Below are 19,522 nucleotides of genomic sequence, written 5' to 3'. Positions count from 1 at the left end.
TTGCACTGCTCGCGATCTGCATTGCGAGTGGAGGAGAACGATGCGGAGCCCCGCCCGTCCCTTCAGCCATAAGAGCAATGCCAGGAGACAAAGTGGAAGCTGGATTGAACCCGCCGAGCCGGTGGACGCTGCCTGCGATAGGGCGGGCGTTGCTGAGTCTCACACGCGCCCGTGAAATGAGCGTGCTGATAGCCTTGGTGCTGGTCAGTGCGGGCATTGCGATGGCGACGCCGTACTTTCTGACGAGCGACAACCTCATGGGCGTCTTCCGCTCATTTTCGACAACCGCGATCATGTCGATCGGCATGGTGATGGTCATCATCACCGGGGGCATCGATCTTTCGGTCGGCTCGGTAATGGGACTTGCGGGTCTGGTCACCGCTCTGGCTTTTCAGCACGGCTTTTCGACTGTCGTCAGTGTGGCGTGCGGGCTGGGTGTCGGAGTGGCGTTCGGAATGACGAATGGCTTGCTGGTGACTGTCGGGCGCTTGCCGCCCTTCATCGCGACGCTGGGCACGTTGAGTATCGGACGCGGCCTGATGTACATCGTCACCAAGGGTGTTCCCGTTACGCCCGAGACTCCGGAGATATTCAACCAGATCGGACAGGGTTACCTTGGCAGCGTGCCGGCACCTGTGGTGATCATGGTCGTGCTGGCGATCGTTTTCTCCGTGGTCATGTCCTATACGACCTTCGGCCGGCACGTTTATGCGACCGGCGGCAACGAGCATGCCGCCTGGATCAGCGGCGTGAACACCGCCCGCACCAAGCTCATCGTGTACACGCTGTCCGGAGCCATCTCTTCCCTGGCTGGCATCGTCGCGTTCTCTCGCTTTCTGTCGGCCGAGCCGGCCTCTGGCTTCGGCGTCGAACTCGACGTGATTGCCGCCGCTGCGATCGGCGGCGCCAGCCTCGCGGGCGGCGTGGGCAGCGTGCAGGGCACCGTCATTGGCGCCGCCCTCACTGGAATCATTGCAAATGGCGTAGTGCTGATGAACATCAATACCTATGCGCAACAGGCCATCACTGGAGCGGTCATCCTCATCGCCGTGAGCATCGATGTTTGGCGCCATGGAGCAAAGGAGAACTAACCCCGCCGATCAAACAGAGGCCCACTTTGGGCCGCAAGGTAACCAGCCCGAATCTTCAAACTCAAAAACTACGAGACATCATGAAAAAAATTCTTTCGCTAATTCAAGTTGCCGTTCTTGCCTTGCCCCTGTCGCTGGCATCTCAGACCAGCGCATTCGCAAAGGACCTGAAGGATCTGCAGATCGCCGTGATCCCCAAGGTGGCGGTACCCTTCTTCGATGATTGCAATACCGGCGCCAAGGCAGCGGCCGCAGCGCTGGGTGTTCAGTACCAGTGGGTAGTGCCGCAAAACACGCAGGGCTCGACCCAAGTGCGAATCCTTGAAGATCTGATCGCCAAGAAGGTCGATGGCATTGCCATCTCGGTGAATGAGCCGAAGTCGGTCGAAGCTGCCATCAAGAAGGCCATTGCGAGTGGCATCAAGGTCGTCACCTTCGATTCGGACTCTCCTAACAGCGGACGGTCGATGTATATCGGCACCATCAATACCGCAGCGGGTGAGACGATGGGTGAGTCGATGGCCAAGGCACTCGATGGCGAAGGGGAAGTCGCTGTGGTGACGGGTCAACTCGGTGCGGTGAACCTGAACGAGCGCATTGCAGGAATCAAATCGGCGCTAGGCAAGTATCCGAAGATCAAGATCGTCGCCACCGAAGGCACCGAAGACGATCTGGCAAAGGCTGTCGCCACGACCGAATCGATCATGCGCGCCCATCCTGCGCTCAAGGGAATCTTCGGTGTCAGCCAGGTCGGTGGTCCGGCAGTCTCCAAAGTCATGGCGACCAAGGAGTTCGCCGCCAAAAAGAACACGGTCAAAGTCTTTGCGTTTGATGATCTGCCGGACACCATCAAGGGTGTGAAGGAGGGCTACATCCAGGGAATCATGGTCCAGCGTCCGGTCACCATGGGCAAGCTGTCGGTCGAACATCTGGTCGATCAGATCAGCGGGAAGGAAACGACTTCGTCCAACGTTGACACCGGCGTCAACGTCGTGACGAGTCAGAACCTTGGGTCTTACACCAAGTAACCAGCGTCGACAGGGGCCCGACGCGGGCCTTTGTCTTCCGGAGTCGCGCGTGGCATCTTTTCTGCAGGTCAAAAATATATCGAAGACCTTCACGGGAGTGAAGGCTTTGAGTCAAGTCAGCCTCGATGTGGCCTGTGGAGAGGTCTTGGCTATCGCTGGCGAGAACGGCGCTGGCAAAAGCACCTTGATGAAGATCATGACCGGCGTCTACCAGCCGGACGAAGGCGGAGAGATCTGGATCGACGGCAAGCGCGTGCCGCAGCTCACCGGCACGGCTCACGCGCGGGACCTCGGCGTGTGCATCATTTACCAGGAGCTGTCCGTCGTCGACAACCTGACGATTGCAGAGAACATCTTCCTGAGCAAAGAAATAACCAACCGGCTTGGTTTTCTCGACAGGCGCAGCATGAACGCGGCGGCACGCGGCCTGCTCGATACGCTGGGCATCACGCTCGATCCCACCACCCGCGTAGGTCGACTCAGCGTCGGCCAAAAGCAAATGGTGGAAATCGCCAAGGCGATTTCGAATCGCTCCAAGATCGTCATCATGGACGAGCCGACCGCCTCCCTCAGTCACCATGAGGCCATGGCCCTGAAGGCGACGATTCGAAAGCTCAAGGCCGACGGTATCGGCGTCATCTACATCACGCACCGGCTTGAAGAGATCTTCGACATTGCAGACCGCGTTGCAGTGCTGCGCGACGGGCAAAGTGTCGGCACCCTCGCCGTCGGCGATATCGATCGCACCCGACTGGTGCGAATGATGGTCGACCGCGAACACAGCGACCTCTACGGCGAGTACGAGTGTCATGCCACTCGGACAGTGGCGCTCGAAGTCAAAGGCCTGGACCTGAATCACCGGCTTACCCAGTCGGGTGCGGTCGGGGGCAACAGCTTTCGGGTTCATGAGGGCGAAATCCTGGGGTTCTTCGGATTGATTGGTGCAGGGCGCACCGAGATGATGGAAATGGTTTTCGGCCTTCGTCCGCATCGCGGCTCGGTGGCCATCGGGGGCCAGGTTGTGGCTATCCGGAGTCCACGCGACGCGATCGACAACGGTATTGGCTTTGTCACCGAAGACCGCAAAAAAGATGGACTGGTGCTCGGTATGACAGTGCGCGAGAACTTCAGCCTGACCCACCTAGAAAGCTATACGAAGCTGAGTTTTATCGATCGTCTTGCCGAAGCGCTGGGTTGTCAGACTTTCGTGCGCCGGCTCGGCATAAAAACTCCGACCGTCGAACAGAGATCCGACAAGCTCAGCGGAGGTAACCAGCAAAAAATCGTGATCGCGAAATGGGTTGCTCGCTCGCCCAAAGTCCTCATCGTCGACGAACCGACGCGCGGCATCGACATTGCCGCGAAAGCCGATGTCCACAAGCTCCTTCAGGAGCTCGCCAGCCGCGGGATGGCGATCATCGTCGTGTCCTCCGACTTGCCCGAAGTACTGGCGATCAGCGATCGTGTGACCGTCGTGCGGGAAGGCCGCATCGTCGCAGAGTTGAGTCGTGAAAACGCATCGCAAACTTCGGTGATGGAAGCCGCCGCAGCTTGAATATTTTCTTTGCAATCCATTTGAAAGTTGAACCATGAAAACCGTCGCAGTCGTCCACACCGGACCCGCAACCGTGCAACCGATCAAACAGCAGTTTCAGGAACTGTTGCCCGACGTGCGTGTGATCAATATCGTCGACGACAGCCTGCTGAACGACGTGATCGCAGCAGGTCATCTGACCGAGGCGGTTGCCGGCCGCATCCTCACCTACATGCAGGAGGGGCAGAAGATGGGCGCAGTCGCCATCCTCAATGCCTGTTCATCGGTAGGGGAAGCGGCCACGGCTGCGCGTGCGGGGCTTTCGATTCCGGTCGTCAAGATCGACGAAAGGATGGCCGAACGCGCCGTTGCCCTGGGGCCCCGCATCGGTGTGGTGGCAACCGTCCGTACGACGCTGGAGCCGACCATCCGGCTGATCCGGGCCAAGGCCGAGGAGACCGGCCAACAGATCGAGATCAGCGAGGGGTTGGCCGAGGGCGCCTTCCAGGCTTTGCTCGAAGGCAAGACCGAGGCACACGACGAAGTCGTACGGCGGACGATTCTGTCGCTGGTGGACAAGGTCGATGTCATCGTCCTGGCACAGGCCTCCATGGCGCGACTGACCAGCTCGCTCGGTGACCTGAAAGTGCCCGTGCTGTCGTCTCCGCGCAGCGGCGTGGAGGCGGTGCGCGCCTTGCTCGAAACGCTTGTTTGAGTCCACTGCCGCTTTTGTTACTTTTTAACCGACCAACAACATTCTGAAGAAGGCATCGACATGTCAAAAAATATCATCGTGACAGGCGGCAGCGGCATGGCTGGCAAGTGGGTCGTCAAGGACCTGCTCGATCACGGGCACCGCGTGATGAACCTCGATCGCACCGTGCTCAAGGACTCGGCGGCACGCACCGTCATCACCGACCTGACCGACGCGGGCCAGGTCTTCAACGCGCTGTGCAGCACGACGGTGCGCCACGAATTCAGCCCCTCGATCAAGCCTGAGCCGATCGATGCGATCATTCATTTCGCGGCGATCCCGCGGATCATGACGCACCCGGACAACGAGGTTTTTCGCATCAATGTGATGAGCACCTACAACGTGCTGGATGCAGCGTCCAAGTACGGCATCAAGAAGGTGATCATCGCGTCGAGCGAGACCACCTACGGCATTGTCTTCGCGGACAGTTACCGCATGCCCGAGTACCTGCCCTTGGACGAGGACTATCCGGTCGATCCGATGGACAGCTACGCCATGTCCAAAGTCATCAATGAGGCAACGGCCAAGGCGTTCCATGCGCGCACCGGCTCGGACATCTACTGCCTGCGCATCGGCAACGTGATCGACCCGGTCGAGTACGCAAAATTTCCCGAGTACTTCAAGGATCCCGGGTTCCGACGCCGGATTACCTGGAGCTATATCGATGCGCGCGACCTTGCAACGGCTTCGCGTCTGGCCGTCGACACGGACGGGCTGGGTTTTCAGGTAATGAACGTTGCTGCCGACGATGTCTCTTCCGACCTGCCGACCGCCGAGTTGCTCAAACGTTTCTATCCGACGGTGCCACTCAAGAAGGAGTTGGGCGAGTTCGAAACGCTCTTGAGCAACGAGAAGATCAAGCGCCTGCTCGGCTTCAAGCAGCAGCACAACTGGCGCAGCCACGTCAGCTGACTTCGCACGATATACGGAGCCTTGCATGCACGACTACAGATTGGCAGCTATTCCCGGCGATGGTATCGGGCCCGAAGTCATCGAGGCCGGCCTGGAGGTACTGCGTGTGTGCGCCGCGACCGACGGTGGCTTCGGCGTGGCGATCCAGGCCTTCGACTGGAACTCCGAGAACTACCTGCTGCATGGTCACTACATTCCCGACGGCGGGCTGGAGCAACTGCGGACTTTCGACGCCATCCTTTTCGGTGCGGTGGGCAGCCAGCGCGTACCCGACGATGTGTCGCTGTGGGGCTTGCGACTGGCGATCGTGCAGGCCTTCGACCAATACGCCAATGTGCGGCCAGCGCGGCTGTTGCCCGGCGTCAGCAGTCCGTTGGACAAAGGCGACGACATCGACTGGGTCATCGTCCGCGAGAACTCTGAAGGCGAGTACGCAGGGCACGGCGGCCGGGCGCACCGCGGCTTGCCGATCGAAGTCGGAACCGAGACGGCGGTGTTCACCCGAGTCGGCGTCGAGCGTATCCACCGCTTCGCTTTCGAGTTGGCGAGTCAGCGGCCGCGCCGTCATCTGACGCTGGTCACCAAGTCGAACGCGCAGCGCTTCGGCATGGTGATGTGGGACGAGATCTTCTTTGAGGTTGCGCGCGACTACCCGACGGTCAAGATCGACCGGGAATTGGTGGACGCGGCGACCACCCGCATGGTGTTGAAGCCGGACTCGCTCGACGTGATGGTGGCAACCAACCTGCATGCCGACATCCTGTCGGACCTGGCGTCCGCGTTGTCGGGCAGTCTGGGCATCGGGCCGACCGCCAACCTGAATCCTTCACGACAGTTTCCTTCGATGTTCGAACCTATCCATGGCTCGGCATTCGACATCACAGGCAAGGGCATCGCCAATCCGATCGCGACGTTCTGGTCGGTCGTCATGATGCTGGAGCACCTCGGCGAAGCCAGGGCGGCACAGCGGCTGATGCATGCCATCGAGGCGACCACTGCGACCGGCGAGCACACGCCAGACCTTGGCGGCCAAGCGACAACGCGCAGCGTGACGGCGGCCGTGTGCCGTGCCCTGACTGCCTGAGCTTCAGGCCGACCGCGCAGCCCGTTACAGGTAGTTCGCGCCCGCCTCTTTGGCGAAGCGCGCAGGGTCACCCTCCCAGACGATGCGCGCGTGCTCCAGCACATAGACACGGTCGGCATGCGGCAACGCAAAGGTCACGTTCTGCTCACCCAGCAGCACGGTGATCGATGTGGTCTGACGCAGTTTTTCGAGCGCCTTGGACAACTGCTCCAGGATCACCGGCGCCAGGCCGAGCGTGGGCTCGTCGAGGATCAGGATTTCCGGCTTCATCATCAGGGCACGGCCGATGGCCAGCATCTGTTGTTCCCCACCGCTCAGGGTCTGTGCCATCTGCGTCTGGCGCGACTGCAGGATCGGAAAGAGCTCGAACAGCCACGCCAGTTGTGCAGCCCGTTCAACGTCCGGCAGGTGCTGGCCGCCGAGGTCGAGGTTCTCGCGGATGCTCATTTCGCCGAACAGCTCGCGCGTCTCGGGGCATTGCACGAGGCCGCTGCGGGCGATGCGTGCCGGAGTCAGGCCGCGCTGCTTGACACCGTCGCGAACGATCTCGCCGGCGTAGGGCACAAAGCCCGAGATCGCATTGAACAGCGTCGTCTTGCCCGCACCGTTGAGGCCGACGACCGATACGAATTCGCCCCGGTGAACATGGATTGACACGGTGTCGAGTGCCTGCGCCTTGCCGTAGTAAACACTGAGATTCTCGACCTGCAGCAGCGGCCTCTGGTCCGCGAAGTTGGTCTCCGGGCGGGCCGATGTCTCGATCGCGCCGCCGAGGTAGACGCGGCGCACGGTCTCGTTCTGCAGCACCTCCTCTGCACGACCGGTGACGATCTCTTCGCCCAGGTACATCGCCAGCACGCGGTCGACCAGCGAAGACACGCTCTTGACGTTGTGGTCGACCAGCAGCACGGCGCGGCCTTCGTCGCGAAAGCTGCGGATCAGGTCGGAGAAGGCGCCGACCTCGGCGAGCGTCAGGCCGGCAAACGGTTCGTCGACCAGCACGACTTGCGGATCGCGCGCGATGGCTTTGGCCAGTTCGAGGCGCCGCAGGTCGGCGAAGGGCAGCGTGGGCGGGCGCCGGTCGACCACGGCACCGAGGCCGACCCGCTCGGCGATTTTTTCGGCTCGCTCTTTCAGCGAGCGATCGGCAAACACCTTCAGCAGGCTGTCGGGGAGCAGCGCCACCATGATGTTCTCGAGCACGGTCTGGCGGTTCAGCGGCCGCGAGTGCTGGAACACCATGCCGAAGCCGCGACGCGCGATCTTGTGTGCCGGCAGACCGGCAAGGTTGTCGCCATGGAACAGCACCTGGCCATCGGTCGGGCGCTCGATCCCCATGATGCTTTTCATGGCGGTCGATTTGCCCGACCCGTTCGGCCCGATCAGCCCGAGGATTTCGCCGGCCGCGAGGTCGAAGCTCAGGTCCTTGACGGCGATCAGGCCGCCAAAGCGCTTGGTCAGCTTGCGGACCTGGAGGAGGGGTTGCGGCGCCGCTGCGGTCACAGTGCGTGTCACGATCGGGTGCCTCGCGACAGCACGGAACCCAGGAAGCCGTTCGGGAAGAAAAGGATGGCCAACAGCGCGACGGCCGAGACGATGAAGGTCGCCAACTCGCCGGCCGGCCGGAGGAACTCGCCGGCCACGATCAGGAACACCGCACCCAGCGCCGCACCGAGCACGGTGCGGCGTCCGCCCAGCACCGCGGCCACGATCACCTGGACACCGACCGCCACGTCGACCACCGTGCTGACCGAGGCCGTGCCCATGTAGAACACCAGCAAGGCGCCCGCCAGCCCGGAGAAAAAGGCGCTGACGATGAACGCGGCGAGCTTGTGCTTGACGATGTTGAAGCCCAACGCACCGGCCTGCACCGGGTCTTGGCCGCTGGCCTGCAGGATCAGGCCGACGGGCGATTGCGCCAGCCCATACAGGATGGCGCCGCTGACGGCCATGAAGCCCAGCGCGATCCAGTAGTTGGCACCGGCGTCGATGGTCAGCACATCCGGGATCGTGAGGCCGATCTCGCCACCGGTCAGGTCGGCAAAGACGACCACGAAGTTTTGCAGGATCAGCACCGCCACCAGCGTCGTGAGTCCGAAGTAGGGCCCGCGCAAACGCAGCGCCGGCAACGCCAGCACGAAGCCAGCCAGCACGGAAGCGGCGGCACCGCAAGCGATGCAGAGATACACCGACAGGCCGTATTGGTGGTTGAGGATGCCGGCCGTGTACGCACCAACGCCGATCAAAAAGGTCGGGCCGAAATTGACCTCGCCGGCAAACCCGAACAGCAGGTCCCAGCTCATCGCGAAGACGCCGAAATAGTAGGCGACCGTCAGCAAGCCGAGGATGTAGGCCGACACGTACCATGGCAACGTGGCGGCGACCACCAGGATCCCGAGCGTGATCCAGAAGAAGCGCGATGTCACGAGCGCTCTCATGACGCACGCCGCCCTAGCAGACCTTGCGGCTTGATGTACATCACGACGATCAGCAGCAGCAGCGCCGGCACCGTGCGGTAAGCCGGCGAGATCAGGTAGGCCGTCATGGTTTCGAGATAGCCGACCACGTAGGCGGCGATGAGCGAGCCGGACACGCTGCCCAGGCCGCCCAACACCACGATCGAAAAGGCGCTCGCGGTGAGCGGCCCGACGCTGTACGAGCTGACGCCGAGAAACATGCCGAGCAGCACGCCGGCAATCCCTGCGAGCAGGCCGTAGATGGCCCAGACCACGATGTACACCTGCGTCAGTTCATGGCCCAGCAGTGTCACGCCGCGTGGATTCATCGAAGCCGCCAGCACCACCTTGCCCATCTTCGTGCGGTTGACGAAGAGCCACAGCATGCCGATCACGCCCCAGCAGACGATGGCGGTGAAGATCTCGTTCTTCGGTGTTCTCACGCCCAGGATCGAGATCACGCCTTCGACGATCGGCATCACGGTCTTGGCGTTGTTGGTGAAGAAATACGCCACCAGCTCCTGCAGCATGATTCCCCACAGCAAGGTGGCGGTGAGGATGAAGATCTCTTTCTCTTCGGTCGCAATCCGCTTGGAGCGCTGGATCGGCTTGACGATCAGGAAGTAGGTCGCCAAAGCCGCCAGCAGCGCTGTGGCCAGACCGACCAGCGCGCCCGCATAGCTGTCGAGGTGAAGCACGTTCCCGGCCGCCCATGCGGCCACCGCCGCCGACACCATGATCGCGCCGTGCGACAGGTTAAGTACGCCGGAGACACCGAAGATCAGGGTGAAGCCGGTCGCGCCTAGGGCATAGAGCGCACTGATGGCAAAGCCATCTATCAGAATTTGAAGGGCAGTCATGGAGCGTGGACCGCCGTGACCGGCTGGTCTGGGTAATGAGCGGAAAAAATAGCGAACCGTGCAATCAGGCGCGTGACGCCCAGCTTGCGAACCGCCCGCCTTTGCACCGGCACGGGCATCGGCATCGGCGGCGGGATCGCCTCGGCTAGTTGCTGGCGTTCAGCTTGACGAAAGCGGGGAACTTGAGCTTGCCCTTCGCGAGCTCTTTCGGCCACACCGTGACCTGCTTGCCGTCCTGCCATTGCGACATCAGTCCGGTGATCAGGCCCTTGCCGTACTTGATGGAGTGGGTGAATGTATCGGCCTGACCGTAGAACTGGACGCGACCAATCGTGCCCTCCCAATCGGTTTTTTCGAGTGCCGCGACCAACTTGTCTGCATCGGTCGAGCCGGCGCGATGAATGGCATCGGCAATGAAGTAGACCTCGTCGTAAGAGGTGTATCCGGCGTACGAAGGGAAGTTGCCGAAGCGCTTCTTGAAGGCATCGGCGAAGGGAATCGTCTTCGGCGTCATCGGTGCGTCAGGTGCCGACACCGCCTGCAAAACAACGCCCGCGGCCGCCCCGTTGGTATCGTTCCAGAACGTGCTGCTGGAGGCCTGCGAGGTGATCCCGAACATCGGAATCGGCACCTCCTGCGTCTTCCATTGCACCGTCGGCTGAACCCCCACATGCGAGATGCCGGTGATGATGACGTCCGGTTTGACGCCTTCGATCTTGTTGAAGATCGGCGTGAAGTCGGTGGTGTCCGGGGAGAAGCGGATGTGGTCGAGCACCTTCAGCCCGACCTTCGGCAGACAGGCCTCGTAGGCGACATCGAGCGGCTTGGTCCACGCTGCGTCTTCGCTCATGATCACTGCCGTCTTCATGTGCATGCCATCGACCAGCACGTCCTTGGCGGCATCGCAGACCGAGTTGGCTAGCGCATCCGAGGTCAGGTAGCCGTGGAAGGTGTACTTGTTCTTCTCGTAGTCCTTGTGCACGCTCAGGCTGATCTCGTTGGAGGCGGCGCCTGGCGTGATGAAGGGCGTCTTCAGGCGCGCCGCCCAGGGCTCGAGCGCCAGCACCACTTCGCTGATGTAGCTGCCGATCACGGCCACCACCTTGTCTTCGCTCACCGCGCGCTGAAACGCACGCACCGCATCGGCGGAGGAACTGTGGTCGTCGTAAGTGACGAGTTCGATCTTTCGCCCGTCGATGCCACCTTTGGCATTGATCTCGTCGGCGGCCAGTTGCGCTGCCTGCGGGATGGACGCGCCGGCAATGGCCTGCGCCTCGGCGATCACGCCGATTTTGATGGTGTCGGCCGCCACCGCCAGCGTCGAGGCGCCGCCGGTTGCGCACAGTGTGAGCGCGACCGGAAGCCAGCGGTTGCGCAATGCGCGTGAATAAAGCAAAGCAGTACGTCGTGCCATGTCAAGTGCCTTCGATGTTGTTTTGGATGTTGGCGAGGTCAACGGGTCCATTGTTCAACGCTACCCGCAGACGGTCTCAAGGACTTTCCCTTAGAGCGGGTCGCCTTAGCGCCTCGCAGAAACGTCCTGGAACAGGGTTCTGAAAGGAGACGTTGTGGCGCCTTGGCTCTGCACCTTCAGGGCTTGACGAACTTGAGCACGAATTCGTCCTTGGATTGGGGTGGCGGTGGCGTGTTGCTGTCGCGTGCGTCGGCTGGGTTGTGCATGAAGTTGCCCTCGGCGGCCAACCTGAATCCGGCCTGCTCGACCTCGTTACGCAGGAAGCTCTCTTCGATGCGATGCAGCGTGCCCGCTTCTGAAATGCCCGTACCCGGCCGCCCCGCGTGGTCGGCGATGACGTAGACGCCGCCGGGTTTCAGGGCAGCGAAGACGGCGCGGTTGACCGCCGCGCGGTCGACGCCCATATGACCGAAGTCGTGGTAGTTGAACATCAGCGTGACCAGGTCCAGTCCGTTCGATGCGAGTTCCGGTGGCACGGGGTCCTCGAACGGCCGGACGACCGCCACGATGTTGGACGCATTCGGGTTCTTTGCGCGTTCGGCCAGCGCCATCGGTGATGGCCGCGGCGCGGCGCCTGCAACGGCTGCTGGCATGGGCCCGGTAGCGCCTTCCGGTTGTGCGGGCCGACTGCTCGGCGGACGCGGCGGGCTCTGTCCGTAGACACGGCCGGTCGGGCCCGTTGCGCGCGCGATGAGTTCGGTCGTGTAGCCCCCGGCGGCGCTCAGGTCCAGCGCCACCATGCCGGGATACACGCCGATGAAAGCCAGCATTTCCTGCGGCTTGCGTCGTGCGTCGTTGCGGCGGTCCGCTTCGCTTCGGTCGGGACTGGAGACGATCTGCGCGATGCGGTCCGGTGAGAGTGTCGGCTGGTCCGGTCCTCGCGCGGGCGGCGCCACGCAGGCCGCGAGGCCGACCAAGGCGAAAGCCGCTGCGCTCGCGTGGGCAGCCCAGCGACGGGCGGGAAAATTCAGGCGGGTGGGCGTGTGTGGCATGGGTTCGGTCTCGTCTGTGTCTTGGGGCGTTCGCAAGTCTAGGCCTGCGTGCCCCGTCACGCCAACGGGTGACTAGGGCAATCCCTGATGGTCGCCTGAAACCGGTTTCATACAATCCGCTTCGTGGAAACGAAACCCGTCGCACGCGGGTCGCACGAGTGAACTATCAATTCCAGTTCGATGCAGTGTTCGCGGCATGGCCGCTGCTGCTCAAGGGCACCTGGATCACCATCCAGCTGTCGCTGATCGCGACCGTGCTCGGCCTGGTCGTCGCCATCTTCTGTGCATGGGGCAAGACCTCCGGTCCGGGCTGGCTGCGCTTCGTGATCAATGCGTACATCGAGGTCATTCGCAACACGCCTTTCCTCGTCCAGCTCTTTTTCTTCTTCTTCGCGCTGCCGGCCATCGGGCTGCGCTGGTCGCCGCAAACCGCCGCGCTGGTGGCGATGGTGGTCAACCTCGGCGCCTATGCGACCGAGATCATTCGCGCTGGCATCGAGTCGATTCCCAAGGGACAGATCGAAGCGGGCCGCGCGCTCAACCTGAAGGCGTGGGAAATCTTTCGCTTCGTGATCATCAAGCCAGCGTTGAAGGCGATCTACCCGGCGCTCACCAGCCAATTCATTTTGCTGATGCTGAGTTCGGCGGTGGTGTCGGTGATCTCGGCGGACGACCTCACCTCTGTCGCCGCCAACCTGCAGTCGCAGACCTTTCGCAGCTTCGAGATCTACATCGTCGTGGCTGCGATCTACCTGCTGCTGGCGCTCGCTTTCTCGGCGTTGTTCAAGCTGATCTATCAGCGCACGCTCAACTATCCGGACCGCCGGTAAGGCAGGGGCACCACGACCATGCGTACCTTCGGATTTCCCGAATTCATGTTCATCCTCGAGGCGGCGCGCTGGACGCTGGCCTTGTCGCTCATCGCTTTCATCGGCGGCGCCGTTCTGGGCCTGATCATCGCGTTGATGCGCACGTCGGACTCGATGGCGGCGCGCCGCGGGTCGACCGTGTTCATCCAGATCTTTCAGGGCACGCCGCTGCTGCTGCAACTGTTCCTGATCTTCTTCGGCGCTCCGGTGCTCGGCTTCGACATCAACCCGTGGATCGCCGCAGGTGTCGCACTGATCCTGAACAGCGCCGCCTTCCTCGGCGAGATCTGGCGCGGCTGCATCGAGGCGGTACCGAGCGGTCAGCGTGAAGCGGCCGAAGCGTTGAGCCTGAAGTACGTCGCCCGCATGCGCGACGTCGTGTTGCCGCAGGCATTCAAGATCGCTTTGGCGCCGACGGTTGGCTACCTGGTGCAGATCATCAAAGGCACATCGCTGGCCGCGATCATCGGCTTCACCGAGATCACGCGCGCCGGCCAGATCATCAACAGTGCGACTTTCCAGCCGCTCGTTGTCTTCTCGGTCGTGGCGGTCATCTACTTTGCGATCTGCTGGCCGCTTTCGCTGCTGGCGGCTCGCATCGAGCGCCGGGGTGCCCGTACTTTCACGCGCTGATTCCCAGTCCAATCACATTCACATACCTAGGAGATAACGAATGTCCCATCCTATTTTTCGCCGCGCTTTGACGGGTGCCATGGCCGCATTGGGTCTTGGCGCCGCGCTTGTCGCTTTTTCTCCGCTCGCGTTTGCACAGTCCATGGCCGACATAAAGAAGAAGGGCGAGATCACCATCGGGGTGATGGTCGACGTACCGCCGTATGCGACCACCGACGTCCAGAATCAGCCCGATGGCTATGACGCCGACGTGGCCAAGTTGCTTGGCAAGGACTGGGGCGTCAAGGTCAACACCGTGACGGTGACCGGCCCGAACCGCATTCCCTATGTGCTGACCAACAAGGTCGATGTGTTGGTCGCCGTGCTCGCCATCACGCCCGAACGGTCGAAGCAGGTTCAGTTTTCGTCGCCATATTCGGCCGCGACCATCGTTCTCTACGGGTCGGTCAAATCACCCATCAAGAGCGCAGCCGATCTGAAGGGGATTCGCGTTGGCGTGGCGCGTGCGAGTACGCAGGACGTGGCGCTGTCGGCAGTGGCACCTGAAGGTACCGAGATCCGCCGCTTCGACGACGATGCTTCGGCCATGCAGGCGCTGATCTCGGGCCAGGTCGACGCCATCGGCTGCCCCACCACCGTTGCAGCGCAAATCGCCAAGCGCGTGCCTGCCAACACATTCGAAGAGAAATTCGTGGTGCGCCAGCAATTCATGGGCATCGTCATGCGACTCGGGCAAGACGATCTGCTGAAGAACCTGAACGAGTTCGTTGCGCGAAACACCGCAAACGGCGAACTCAACAAGCTGTATAGAAAATGGCTGGGCGTCGATCTGCCGAAGATGCAGTGATGGCGGTCGATTCGATCATCCGCATCGAAGCGGTCAACAAGTGGTACGGCACTTTCCAGGTGCTGACCGACATCGACCTCGACGTGAAGCAGGGTGAGCGCATCGTGGTGTGCGGGCCTTCGGGCTCGGGCAAGTCGACGCTGATTCGTTGCATCAACAGGCTCGAGACCGTGCAAAAGGGAAAGATCGTCGTCGACGGCATCGACCTCACGGCCGGCGGCAAGAACGTCGATGCGGTGCGGGCCGAGGTCGGCATGGTGTTCCAGCAGTTCAACCTGTTCCCGCACCTGACGATTTTGCAAAACTGCACGCTGGCGCCGATGCGCTCGCGCGGCATGACGAAGCCGCAAGCCGAGGAAGTCGCGATGAAGTACCTCACGCGTGTGCGCATCCCCGAGCAGGCGCACAAGTACCCGAGCCAGTTGTCGGGTGGCCAGCAGCAACGCGTGGCGATTGCGCGCGCGCTCTGCATGACGCCGAAGATCATGTTGTTCGACGAGCCGACCTCTGCGCTCGACCCCGAGATGGTCAAGGAAGTTCTCGACACCATGATCAGCCTGGCCGACGACGGCATGACGATGCTGTGCGTCACGCACGAGATGGGCTTTGCCCGCAGCGTGGCCGACCGCGTGATTTTCATGGCCGACGGCAAGATCCTCGAACAAGCGCCGCCCGCCGAATTCTTCGGCAACCCGAAGAACGAAAAGCTCAAGCAGTTTCTCGGACAGATCCTCAGCTCGAATCAGGCGCATTGATGTCCACCGTTCTCGTTTCGCTGTCGTCTTTCGGCGCTGCCGAAGTCGGCCGCCATGGTCAGTTGTGGTACGCCCAGTTGGCGAAATCCGCCGGTGCGGATTCGGTCGAAGTGCGCGGCGAAATGCTGCGCGATGCGGCGACTGAATTGCCTGCACTGGCTGGCCTGGCTTCGGTCTACTCGAGTCCCGAAGGCTTGTGGGCCGAAGGCGGCTGGCTCGACAGCGCCGCGCTGGGTCGCGGCATCGCGGCAGCGACCACACTCGGTGCCAAGCGGTTGAAGATGTCGATCGGTGACTTTCGGGCCAGCTCGCACGGATCGCTGTGGGGCCTGAAGGTGCAGTTGTCCGAGACGCGCATCGAGCTCCTGATCGAGAACGACCAGACCGTGTCGGCGGGCTCGCTGCCGGCCTTGATGACCTTCTTCAATGCGGCGGAGACCGCCGGCATTTCACTCGGAATGACATTCGACATGGGCAACTGGCACTACGTCGGTGAATGTCCGATCGAGGCGGCCAAGGCGCTCGGCAAACGCGTGCGCTATGTCCATTGCAAAGGCGTGCAACGGCTGCCTGCGAAGTGGGTGGCGGTGCCGCTCGCTGAATCCGCAGCACCCTGGCGTGCGCTGTTCCGGGTCTTGCCAGCCGATGTGCCGCGCGCCATCGAATACCCGCTGACGGGCGACGACCTGCTGGCCGTGGCGCGCGAGCAGATCGCGTTCGTCCGCGCGTTGTGAGCGCACTGGAATCCGCATGACAGACGCTGCCCTCGACATCCCGCTGTTCGATGTCGCGCTGTTCGGGGAAGCGATGCTGTTGCTGGTCGCCGACCGGCCCGGTCCCCTCGAGAACGCCGAGTCTTTTTACAAGCGTACCGCCGGCGCCGAAACCAACGTGGCCATTGGTTTGGCGCGCCTCGGACTCAAGGTCGGCTGGGCCAGCCGGCTCGGCACCGATTCGATGGGGCGCTACCTGATTGCGGCCATGAAGGGCGAGGGCATCGATTGTTCGCATGTGATTTGCGACGCAGCACAGCGCACCGGCTTTCAGTTCAAAGGTCGCGTGACCGACGGCAGCGATCCGCCGGTCGAGTACCACCGCAAGGGTTCGGCTGCGAGCCAGATGGGGTCGGCCGATGTCGACGAGGCATGGCTGCGATCGGCGCGACATCTGCACGCCACCGGCGTCTTCGCCGCCATCTCCGACACGAGTCTGCAAGCTGCGCTGAAAACGATGGACGTCATGCGCGCGGCAGGCCGCAGCATCTCTTTCGACCCTAACCTGCGGCCGACGCTCTGGACTTCGACCGAGGCCATGCGGCATTGGATCAACGAGCTTGCGTCGCGTGCCGACTGGGTCTTGCCAGGCTTGGAAGAAGGCTTGCTCCTGACCGGCGAAACCGAGCCGGAAGCCATCGCTAAGTTCTACCGCCGGCTCGGCGCGAAACTGGTCGTGGTCAAGCTCGGTGCCCAGGGCGCTTACTACGACAGTGACGTGGTCGGCACGGGCTGCATCGAAGGTTTTCCCGTGGCGGAAGTGATCGACACCGTAGGCGCCGGTGACGGCTTTGCCGCTGGTGTCGTCAGCGCGCTGCTCGAAGGCAAGAGCGTGCCGGAGGCCGTCCGTCGCGGCGCCTGGATCGGCGCGCGCGCGGTGCAGGTGCTGGGCGATACCGAAGGCCTGCCGACGCGGGCACAACTCAATGAGGCAGGACTGTGACAGTGACTATGACGCGCAAGAACGTATTGGTGTTTCGCGATCTCCCCGAAGATCAACTGGCTCGTCTGCGAGCGGCGCATGAAGTGACGGTGGCCGATCCGCGCACGCTGCCCGACGTGTTCAACGCCGCGCTGCCGACGACGCACGGACTCATCGGCGCCAGCCATCCGGTCGACGCGGCGCTGCTCGATGCAGCACCGCGACTCGAGGTGATTTCCAGCATTTCGGTCGGCGTCGACAACTACCCGCTGGCCGAGCTGAATGCGCGCGGCATCGTGCTGTGCCACACCCCCGGCGTACTCACCGAAACCGTGGCGGACACGGTGTTCGTGTTGTTGATGGCCACGCAACGGCGTGTGGTCGAGCTGGCGAATCTGGTGCGCGATGGGCAATGGAAGAGCAGCGTGGGCGAAGACTTGTTCGGCTACGACGTGCACGGCAAGACGCTCGGCATCCTCGGCTTCGGGCGCATCGGTCAAGCGGTGGCGCGTCGTGCGGCGCTCGGCTTCGGCATGCCGGTTCTGTATCACTCGCGCCGCGCGGTCGACCTTGCTACGCAAGCACCGGAACTTCAAGGCCGCGCCACCCACACGCCGCTCGATGCGCTGCTCGCGCAGTCGGATATCGTGCTGGCGATGCTGCCTTTGTCTGATGCAACGCGCGGGATGATCGATGCGAAGTTCTTCGCGCGCATGAAGCCGGGTGCGGCTTTCATCAATGTGGGCCGCGGCGCAACGGTCGATGAGGCCGCGTTGCTGGCCGCACTCGATCAAGGCAGCCTTCGTGCAGCCGGGCTCGATGTGTTCGCGAAAGAACCACTGCCGCTCGATTCACCGCTGCGCACGCATCCGCGCGTCACGCCATTGCCGCACATCGGCTCGGCCACGCACGAGACGCGACACGCGATGGCTGCGCTGGCCACTACCAACTTGCTGCAGGCGTTGGCGGGGGAGCAGCCGACTGCCGCGTACGACACGGCCGCAGGTTGACCGCAAAGGCTTCCTTGCAGCGCCCCGGCAAATCCACCATCGCCGATGTGGCAGCGGCGGCGGGCGTCTCGAAAGCGACGGTCTCGCGCTTTCTGAATCACCGCGAACGATTGCTGAGCCCCGACATCGCGACGCGCGTCGAAACCGCCATCGCCGCGCTCGGTTATTCGCCGAGCCCGATGGCGCAAGCGCTGAGCCGCGGTCGTTCGCGCCTCATCGGCCTGATCGTCGCGGACATCACCAACCCCTATTCGGTGGCGGTGTTGCGCGGCGCCGAGAAGGCCTGTCAGGACGCTGGCTACCTCGTGATGCTGTTCAACCTGGGCAACGACGTCGATCGGGAGCGCGAGGCGATCGATGCACTGGCCGGGTACCAGGTCGACGGCTTCATCCTCAATACGTTGGGCCGCGGCGCGGGTCTGGTCGATGCCGATGCGCTGCATGGCAAACCGGCGGTGCTGGTCGACCGTCGGCACGCGGGCATGCACACCGACTTCGTCTCACTCGACAACCGTTCTGCGATGCGAGCTGCCTGCGGGCATCTGGTCGATGGCGGCTATCGCGAATTGCTTTACATCACCGAACCGTCGAAGGGCGTGAGTTCACGGCGCGAGCGCACAGCGGCTTTCGGCGCCTGCATGACCGCGCACCAGCCGAAGGTAGCGGGAGAAGTCTTCGAGAGCGTAGGAGATGGAGGTGCAGCGCTCGACGAAGCACTGCGTGCACTGCGCAAGCGCGCCATGCGGGGTCAGCGAACAACTTCTGGCAAAGGTGCCGCAGTCATTGCCGGCAACGCAGTCGTCACGCTGCGCGTGGCGCAGGCGATGGCGCGGCTCGATCTGCAGTTCGGACGCGACATCGGCTTCGTGGGATTCGACGACCCGGACTGGGCCTCGTTGATCGGGCCGGGACTCAGCACCATCTCGCAGCCGACCGACGAGATCGGCCGCGCGGCAGCGAATTGTCTGATCGAACGGTTGAAGGGGCTTGATTCGGCACCGCGGCAGTTGTTGCTGCCGGGGGAGCTGGTGGTGCGAGGATCTTCGCTGCGCGTGGCGGGCTGATCAGCCTACTTCAGCGATCAGCTCGATCTCCACACAAGCACCCATCGGGATCTGCGCCACGCCGAACGCGCTGCGCGCATGCGCGCCTTTGACGGCGCCAAAGACTTCCGCGAAGAGCTCGCTGGCGCCGTTGGTGACCAGATGCTGTTCGGTAAAGGTGGGCGCGGAATTGACCAGGCTCATGACCTTGACGATGCGCGTGATCTTGTTCAGATCGCCGACTGCCGCATGCAGGGTGCCGAGCAGGTCGATGGCGATGGCGCGGGCCGCCTTCCTGCCTTCGTCGGTGCCGATGTTGACGCCCAGCTGGCCGACCCATGGCTTGCCGTCTTGCTTGGCGATGTGACCCGACAGAAAGATCAGGTTGCCGGTTTGCACGAAGGGCACATAGGCCGCGGCGGGCACGGAGACGGCTGGCAGGGAGATGCCGAGTTGGGTCAGTTTGTCGTAAACGCTCATGGGGA

The 19,522-nt window shown here is 62.7% G+C and carries 20 protein-coding genes; 14 read left to right on the top strand and 6 right to left on the bottom strand.

Going from position 1 to position 19,522, the window contains the following annotated elements:
* The first annotated feature begins 176 nt into the window (after positions 1-176).
* The 6 genes from QN413_RS08055 (at position 177) to QN413_RS08030 (ending at position 6,403) form a co-directional block, all read left to right on the top strand.
* Entirely contained in the window at positions 177-1,091 is a 915-nt protein-coding gene (locus QN413_RS08055; protein WP_323496107.1) for an ABC transporter permease, read from the top strand.
* An 80-nt stretch (positions 1,092-1,171) separates the two neighbouring features.
* Entirely contained in the window at positions 1,172-2,119 is a 948-nt protein-coding gene (locus tag QN413_RS08050; protein WP_323496279.1) for a sugar-binding protein, read from the top strand.
* Between the two features lie 49 nt (positions 2,120-2,168).
* Positions 2,169-3,674: a sugar ABC transporter ATP-binding protein gene (locus tag QN413_RS08045; protein ID WP_323496106.1), complete on the top strand. Its 1,506-nt coding sequence runs from the start codon at positions 2,169-2,171 to the stop codon at positions 3,672-3,674.
* A gap of 34 nt (positions 3,675-3,708) precedes the next feature.
* Complete coding sequence (locus QN413_RS08040; protein ID WP_323496105.1) at positions 3,709-4,368, top strand: aspartate/glutamate racemase family protein; 660 nt, start codon at positions 3,709-3,711, stop codon at positions 4,366-4,368.
* 60 nt (positions 4,369-4,428) lie between these two features.
* On the top strand, positions 4,429-5,319 hold the full coding sequence (locus tag QN413_RS08035) for an NAD(P)-dependent oxidoreductase (protein WP_323496104.1): 891 nt from the start codon (positions 4,429-4,431) through the stop codon (positions 5,317-5,319).
* A gap of 25 nt (positions 5,320-5,344) precedes the next feature.
* Positions 5,345-6,403 (top strand): tartrate dehydrogenase, encoded by a 1,059-nt coding sequence (locus tag QN413_RS08030; protein ID WP_323496103.1) that lies wholly within the window; start codon positions 5,345-5,347, stop codon positions 6,401-6,403.
* A 24-nt stretch (positions 6,404-6,427) separates the two neighbouring features.
* Here QN413_RS08030 and QN413_RS08025 read toward each other — a convergent pair whose 3' ends face one another.
* The 5 genes from QN413_RS08025 to QN413_RS08005 form a co-directional block, all read right to left on the bottom strand.
* On the bottom strand, positions 6,428-7,918 hold the full coding sequence (locus QN413_RS08025; RefSeq protein ID WP_323496102.1) for an ATP-binding cassette domain-containing protein: 1,491 nt from the start codon (positions 7,916-7,918) through the stop codon (positions 6,428-6,430).
* Positions 7,915-8,841: a branched-chain amino acid ABC transporter permease gene (locus QN413_RS08020; protein WP_409053809.1), complete on the bottom strand. Its 927-nt coding sequence runs from the start codon at positions 8,839-8,841 to the stop codon at positions 7,915-7,917. Before QN413_RS08020 ends, QN413_RS08025 begins: the two co-directional genes overlap by 4 nt.
* Complete coding sequence (locus QN413_RS08015) at positions 8,838-9,719, bottom strand: branched-chain amino acid ABC transporter permease (RefSeq protein ID WP_323496100.1); 882 nt, start codon at positions 9,717-9,719, stop codon at positions 8,838-8,840. Before QN413_RS08015 ends, QN413_RS08020 begins: the two co-directional genes overlap by 4 nt.
* A gap of 145 nt (positions 9,720-9,864) precedes the next feature.
* Positions 9,865-11,133, bottom strand: coding sequence for an ABC transporter substrate-binding protein (locus QN413_RS08010; protein ID WP_323496099.1), 1,269 nt, complete (start codon positions 11,131-11,133; stop codon positions 9,865-9,867).
* Positions 11,134-11,309: 176 nt separating this feature from the next.
* Positions 11,310-12,185: a hypothetical protein gene (locus tag QN413_RS08005; RefSeq protein WP_323496098.1), complete on the bottom strand. Its 876-nt coding sequence runs from the start codon at positions 12,183-12,185 to the stop codon at positions 11,310-11,312.
* A gap of 158 nt (positions 12,186-12,343) precedes the next feature.
* On the opposite strand from QN413_RS08005, the gene QN413_RS08000 reads away from it, so the two are divergent.
* Genes QN413_RS08000 through QN413_RS07965 form a run of 8 tightly spaced genes read left to right on the top strand, consistent with a single transcriptional unit; the run spans position 12,344 to position 19,058 of the window.
* Complete coding sequence (locus QN413_RS08000) at positions 12,344-13,015, top strand: amino acid ABC transporter permease (protein WP_323496097.1); 672 nt, start codon at positions 12,344-12,346, stop codon at positions 13,013-13,015.
* Positions 13,016-13,033: 18 nt separating this feature from the next.
* On the top strand, positions 13,034-13,687 hold the full coding sequence (locus QN413_RS07995) for an amino acid ABC transporter permease (RefSeq protein WP_323496096.1): 654 nt from the start codon (positions 13,034-13,036) through the stop codon (positions 13,685-13,687).
* Between the two features lie 40 nt (positions 13,688-13,727).
* Positions 13,728-14,534, top strand: coding sequence for a transporter substrate-binding domain-containing protein (locus QN413_RS07990; protein WP_323496095.1), 807 nt, complete (start codon positions 13,728-13,730; stop codon positions 14,532-14,534).
* The gene (locus QN413_RS07985) at positions 14,534-15,289 is read left to right on the top strand and encodes an amino acid ABC transporter ATP-binding protein (RefSeq protein ID WP_323496094.1); all 756 of its coding nucleotides are present in this window, start codon (positions 14,534-14,536) and stop codon (positions 15,287-15,289) included. Before QN413_RS07990 ends, QN413_RS07985 begins: the two co-directional genes overlap by 1 nt.
* Positions 15,289-16,023, top strand: coding sequence for a sugar phosphate isomerase/epimerase family protein (locus QN413_RS07980; RefSeq protein WP_416352155.1), 735 nt, complete (start codon positions 15,289-15,291; stop codon positions 16,021-16,023). Before QN413_RS07985 ends, QN413_RS07980 begins: the two co-directional genes overlap by 1 nt.
* A gap of 16 nt (positions 16,024-16,039) precedes the next feature.
* A complete protein-coding gene (locus tag QN413_RS07975; RefSeq protein WP_323496092.1) occupies positions 16,040-17,005 on the top strand; it encodes a sugar kinase in 966 nt (321 codons plus the stop codon).
* An 8-nt stretch (positions 17,006-17,013) separates the two neighbouring features.
* Positions 17,014-17,994 (top strand): D-glycerate dehydrogenase, encoded by a 981-nt coding sequence (locus QN413_RS07970; RefSeq protein ID WP_323496278.1) that lies wholly within the window; start codon positions 17,014-17,016, stop codon positions 17,992-17,994.
* A 14-nt stretch (positions 17,995-18,008) separates the two neighbouring features.
* Positions 18,009-19,058, top strand: a complete 1,050-nt coding sequence (locus QN413_RS07965) for a LacI family DNA-binding transcriptional regulator (protein ID WP_323496091.1) — start codon at positions 18,009-18,011, stop codon at positions 19,056-19,058.
* Here the strand turns inward: QN413_RS07965 and QN413_RS07960 are convergent, their stop codons facing one another.
* Positions 19,059-19,517, bottom strand: a complete 459-nt coding sequence (locus tag QN413_RS07960; protein WP_323496090.1) for a RidA family protein — start codon at positions 19,515-19,517, stop codon at positions 19,059-19,061.
* Positions 19,518-19,522: the final 5 nt, after the last annotated feature.

The organism is Variovorax sp. LG9.2 (assembly GCF_035018885.1).
Lineage (GTDB): Bacteria > Pseudomonadota > Gammaproteobacteria > Burkholderiales > Burkholderiaceae_C > Variovorax.
This window is presented reverse-complemented; position numbering and strand designations above follow the sequence as displayed.